Here is a 316-nt window from a genome sequence, read left to right as displayed (position 1 = left end):
ATGTTTTCCGTAATTCAGAATCGGCGTGGGGCGTGGCACAGGAAGCTATTGCCATTGGCGCGAAAACCCTCTGGATGCAACTGGGGGTGATTAATGAGCAAGCGGCAGTACTGGCACGGGATGCCGGGTTAAATGTGGTGATGGATCGCTGCCCGGCTATTGAGATCCCTCGCCTGGGCCTGGCCAAATAAAAAATCCCCGGAAGGCAAAAACCTTCCGGGGATTTGTTCAGGGATTAGTTACGCAGACGCGGGGCCTGGAGTTGTTTGCGGATGGTCTGCGCCAGCTCATCCATGGATGGCTGTTCAGGATGTTC

1 protein-coding gene is annotated in these 316 nt (G+C 55.1%); it reads left to right on the top strand.

Features of this window, described 5'->3' with window-relative positions:
- Positions 1-191 (top strand): CoA-binding protein (locus FN960_RS23760; RefSeq protein ID WP_185971132.1); only part of this gene is annotated, 191 nt, incomplete at its 5' end.
- Positions 192-316 lie beyond the last annotated feature (125 nt).

This window comes from Alkalicoccobacillus porphyridii, assembly GCF_007293315.1.
In the GTDB taxonomy this organism is placed as follows: domain Bacteria; phylum Bacillota; class Bacilli; order Bacillales; family Bacillaceae_D; genus Alkalicoccobacillus; species Alkalicoccobacillus porphyridii.
The sequence above is the reverse complement of the archived record's forward strand: the minus strand, read 5'-3'. Positions and strand labels throughout refer to the sequence as shown.